This window comes from Pseudonocardia sp. EV170527-09 (assembly GCF_008369905.1).
GTDB lineage: Bacteria > Actinomycetota > Actinomycetes > Mycobacteriales > Pseudonocardiaceae > Pseudonocardia.
The window spans coordinates 1-254 of record NZ_VRMC01000557.1 but is presented as its reverse complement, the minus strand read 5'-3'; the positions used below and the strand labels follow the sequence as shown (position 1 = coordinate 254).

Annotated in this window: 1 protein-coding gene; it reads right to left on the bottom strand. The window is 65.7% G+C overall.

Features of this window, described 5'->3' with window-relative positions; genetic code table 11:
* A partial coding sequence (locus tag FVA95_RS30130) for a Dyp-type peroxidase domain-containing protein (protein ID WP_193564465.1) occupies window positions 1-254 on the bottom strand: 254 nt, incomplete at both ends.

Below are 254 nucleotides of genomic sequence, written 5' to 3'. Positions count from 1 at the left end.
GTGGTGGCGCTGACGGCGATTGCACCGTCCGGGTTTTCGGTGCCGTCGACGAAACCCAGCAGGTCGCGGTTGTCGAAGAAGCGAAAGCCGTGCACTTCGTCGACCACCGTCACCGCACCGGCCATCGCCTTGAGGATGCGCCCGGCCAGTTCGAAACACACGTCCATGGATTCGGCCCGGATGTGGAACAGCAGATCGCCGGGTGTCACGGGCGCGGAGTGGCGCGGCCCCGTCAATGGGGTGAAGGGATGCAG